Annotated in this window: 3 protein-coding genes; 2 read left to right on the forward strand and 1 reads right to left on the reverse strand. The window is 56.0% G+C overall.

The annotated features are described in order from the left end of the window. Window positions 1-185 precede the first annotated feature (185 nt). Entirely contained in the window at window positions 186-1,220 is a 1,035-nt protein-coding gene (locus ACXJ5O_RS21890; RefSeq protein WP_457301736.1) for a LacI family DNA-binding transcriptional regulator, read from the forward strand. A 493-nt stretch (window positions 1,221-1,713) separates the two neighbouring features. Beyond that, window positions 1,714-2,478 (forward strand): SDR family oxidoreductase, encoded by a 765-nt coding sequence (locus ACXJ5O_RS21895; RefSeq protein ID WP_457301737.1) that lies wholly within the window; start codon window positions 1,714-1,716, stop codon window positions 2,476-2,478. A 383-nt stretch (window positions 2,479-2,861) separates the two neighbouring features. Here ACXJ5O_RS21895 and ACXJ5O_RS21900 read toward each other — a convergent pair. Next, window positions 2,862-3,511: GntR family transcriptional regulator (locus tag ACXJ5O_RS21900; RefSeq protein WP_457301738.1), on the reverse strand; the 650-nt coding region annotated here is incomplete at its 5' end.

Genomic DNA, 3,511 nt, shown 5'->3' on the forward strand with positions numbered 1-3,511 from the left:
GACTAAAACGGCACGTTGCATTTTTTCTCCTCCCAACGAAAACCATCGAAAATCAACGAAATCGATTGCAAATGGCTTCCGTAAACGTTTACGATTTCATATCGGAGTTTTATTTTTGTCAATCCCTCATTTCGGTGTTTTATGAGGGGCGGCCCTCAGAACGAGCGCGCCAAGGAGAAAAAAGTGTGAGTATTCGGGACCTTGCCCGCCATCTAAATATTTCGATCGGGACTGTTTCGCGGGCGCTGAATGGCAAGTCCGACGTCAATCCCGAAACCCGCGAGCGTGTGCTCCTCGCCGCGAAAGAATTCGGCTATGTCCCGAACCAGTCCGGCCGCAGCCTGCGACAGGGTACCACCAACACGATCGGTTTCATGATCGAGTCGTCTATCGAAACGGCCGACAATGGCGGCAGCTTCTTCATGCCGGTGTTCGAAGGCGTGCAATCCGTATTCAGGCGGCATCAACTCGATCTCGTGGCTCTACTGTGTGGAACCGACGAGGATCCCGGTGCCTATCTCAATCGCATAGTCGGACGCCGGTTCGTCGACGGATTGATTATTTCAGCGACAATGCGCAATGACCCGCGAATAACATTCCTGCTCGAGCGGAAAATCCCCTTTGTCACGCTTGGGCGCAGCGCCACGGGCGGCCAGTATCCCTGGATCGATCTTGACTTTGAAGGCGTAGCGGCAACCGCGGTGACCCGGCTGCTCAAATTCGGTCATCAGCGAATTGCAATCGGCGTACCGGCGAGCGATATCAATCTTGGCTACGTTTTCGTGGAAGGTTACAGACGCGCTTTGAGCGCCAATGGCATCAGCTTCGATCCCGGTCTTGTTTTTCCGGCGAACAGCAATGAAGAGGGCGGTTACCGGGTTGCTACCGCAATGCTGGCGCAGAAGCAGATGCCGACCGCGGTCATTCTGGTGAATGAAAACATGGCGATCGGTCTTTACCGGCGCTTCTACGAAGCGGGTATCCATCCCGGCCGGGACATTGCCGTCGTTGGTTTTCGCGAAAGCACGCAAAGTCGCTTCCTGTCGCCCACTCTCACATGTTTTCGGATTTCGCTCCGCGATCTCGGCATTAAGTTAGCCGAAGCATTGCTTTCAACCATGCCGGCTTTCGCGAGTAATTATCCGCAGAACAGCATTGACTTGGTCTGGCCGATGGAATTGGTACCCGGCGAAAGCGATGGTCCTTGGCATGGAACCTGATTGGTTAGAGGTCGCTGGTTATCTCGATGGCGTCATCAGATGCCTACGYGGCCACCATCGCCTACCGCCGGCGAACTTGCTGCTGCCGACTTCATAGCAATTAGACGCGTTCAGGTTATGAAGCTGTTTGTGACAGATCCAGGCCCCCGCCCGGGGAAGTGCACGGCGATCATCCCGCGGCCTGGAGATCTCTTCGATCCAGAGACACAGCTAAGGCTACAGTGTTGATTTTCATCAGTTTTCTATGGCGTTGGCGGTAGGTCTGGGGCTCGATCCATCAAAAGCTTGGAATTCGCCGCCCCCTACGGGGTTCGCCGCATAGCACGATCACGGACCAGGCATTCCGCTACTTGAGAATTGACCCAACCAAGGCAATCATCGCGGCTCCTGATAAGAGATTTGATGGACTGGTTGAAATGCCGTTGAGCTGCAAAGTTTTGCGTCCGGACTGGCAGAGATAATATTCGGCCAGCAACTATCGAGGGAGCGAAAAATGAAACTATTCGATCTGCAGGGTGAAGTGGCCATCGTTACTGGCGCGGGCAGTGGCATTGGGCAGGCCATAGCAATTGGGATAGCTGAGGCTGGAGCTGATGTCGCCTGTTTTGGCCATCGCTCAAACGGTGGTTTGGACCAGACCGCAGAAAAGATTCGTGCTCTGGGCCGCAAGACCTTGACGTTCGAAGGTACTGTAGTCTCAGCGAAGGACCTTTCTGGGGCGATCGAACGAATTGAGAAACAGCTTGGCCCGTTGACCATTGCTGTTAACAACGCAGGCATCGGCGCTGGCGGCGAAGCCGAGACACTGGAGCTGAAGAACTGGCAGCGGGTCTATGACGTTAACGTTACGGGCGTTTTCCTGTCTTGCCAGGCTCAAGCGCGCGTAATGCTGCCCCGTAGGAAGGGGTCCATTATCAACGTCGCTTCCATATCTGGCTCGATCGTCAACCGCGACCTGAAGCAGGCAGATTATAATTCGTCCAAGGCCGCTGTCATTCATCTCTCCAAGAGTCTGGCGATGGAGTGGATTGGCCGTGGTGTTCGGGTCAACTCGATTAGTCCTGGATACACACTRACACCCATGAATCGTCGGCCTGAAGTTGCCGACCAGGTGGAGATATTTGCGCGGGATACGCCGATGGGTCGCTTGGCGACGCCTGAGGAAATGATCGGTCCCGCCGTATTCCTTTCGAGCCGCGCTTCGTCGTTCGTCACGGGCATCGACCTTGTCGTCGATGGTGGATTCACCTGCTGGTAGCGGTTAGTAGGATGAGGGATTTGCCAATCCCTCGGCCTGCCACCACGGTCTACCGCAATATAGACTTGATCCGCCCACCGGCATTCATCGGCTCCAACGGCTGAAGCAAGCAGGCCGCATCGGCGCGTTCGGCCTTGGTGTGAATGAGAACGAGGTTTGCCTGGAAGTGATGGTGGCGGCGGAACTCGATGTGTTTTGGCTGGGCGTCTCACGCTAGTTGACCACTCGGCAGAAGAGGCGCTTGTCGCACGATGCCGGAGGCGATGACCCACCCGGCGGTCACATCGGTGCTCCTGGGGACCGGGTAAACGCGTTCCCTGATCCGCAATCTCGATGCGATCTATGCGCCGTGGCCCGAGGGCGGTGATGCCATCTTCGACCCGCTAGGATAGGGCGTGAATGCGCAGCGAGGAAAGTAGGGTCTGCTTCGATGTGCGAAGGTGATCGCGCGCGGCCGCGAGTGCTGAGGCTTCGTCGCGCGATTTCAGGGCCGCGATCAGTCTCAGATGTTCGTCGATTGCGGCTGCATTACGCTCGCGTTCGTCCTTCTTATCCCACTGATAATGGTAGTGGAAAATCAATGAGATTACCTTCTGGAACTCGGCGACGAAGCGATTGCGCGTGATGCTGCCTATCGTTAGATGAAAGCGCTCGTCCAGCAGGGAAAAATCGTGAAAGCGCTCATCTATTGCCGCTGCCAGTGCGCGATGCGCCTCGTCGAGCTCCTCTATCCTGTGCCAAATCTGGTGGCTGTCGGGCAGCGCGATGAGCTGCGAAATCGCGTTGAGCTCAATCATCATTCGGAAATCGGAAAGCTCGATCGCGAAATCAGAAGTGAATCCAACCAGTTCCCATCCGTTTTTAGGTCGACGTTTGACAAGGCCGAACCGGCTGAGCGACGCTAAAAATTCCTGCAGGCCGGGGACGCTGACCCGAAACTGTCGGGCAAGTTCGGCGACATTGAGCGGCGTGCCCGGCGGCACGTCGAAGCGCAGGATCCAGTAGAGAAACTGACGTTCGAGCTCTTCTGGGG

It is taken from the genome of Phyllobacterium sp. P5_D12 (genome assembly GCF_054049495.1).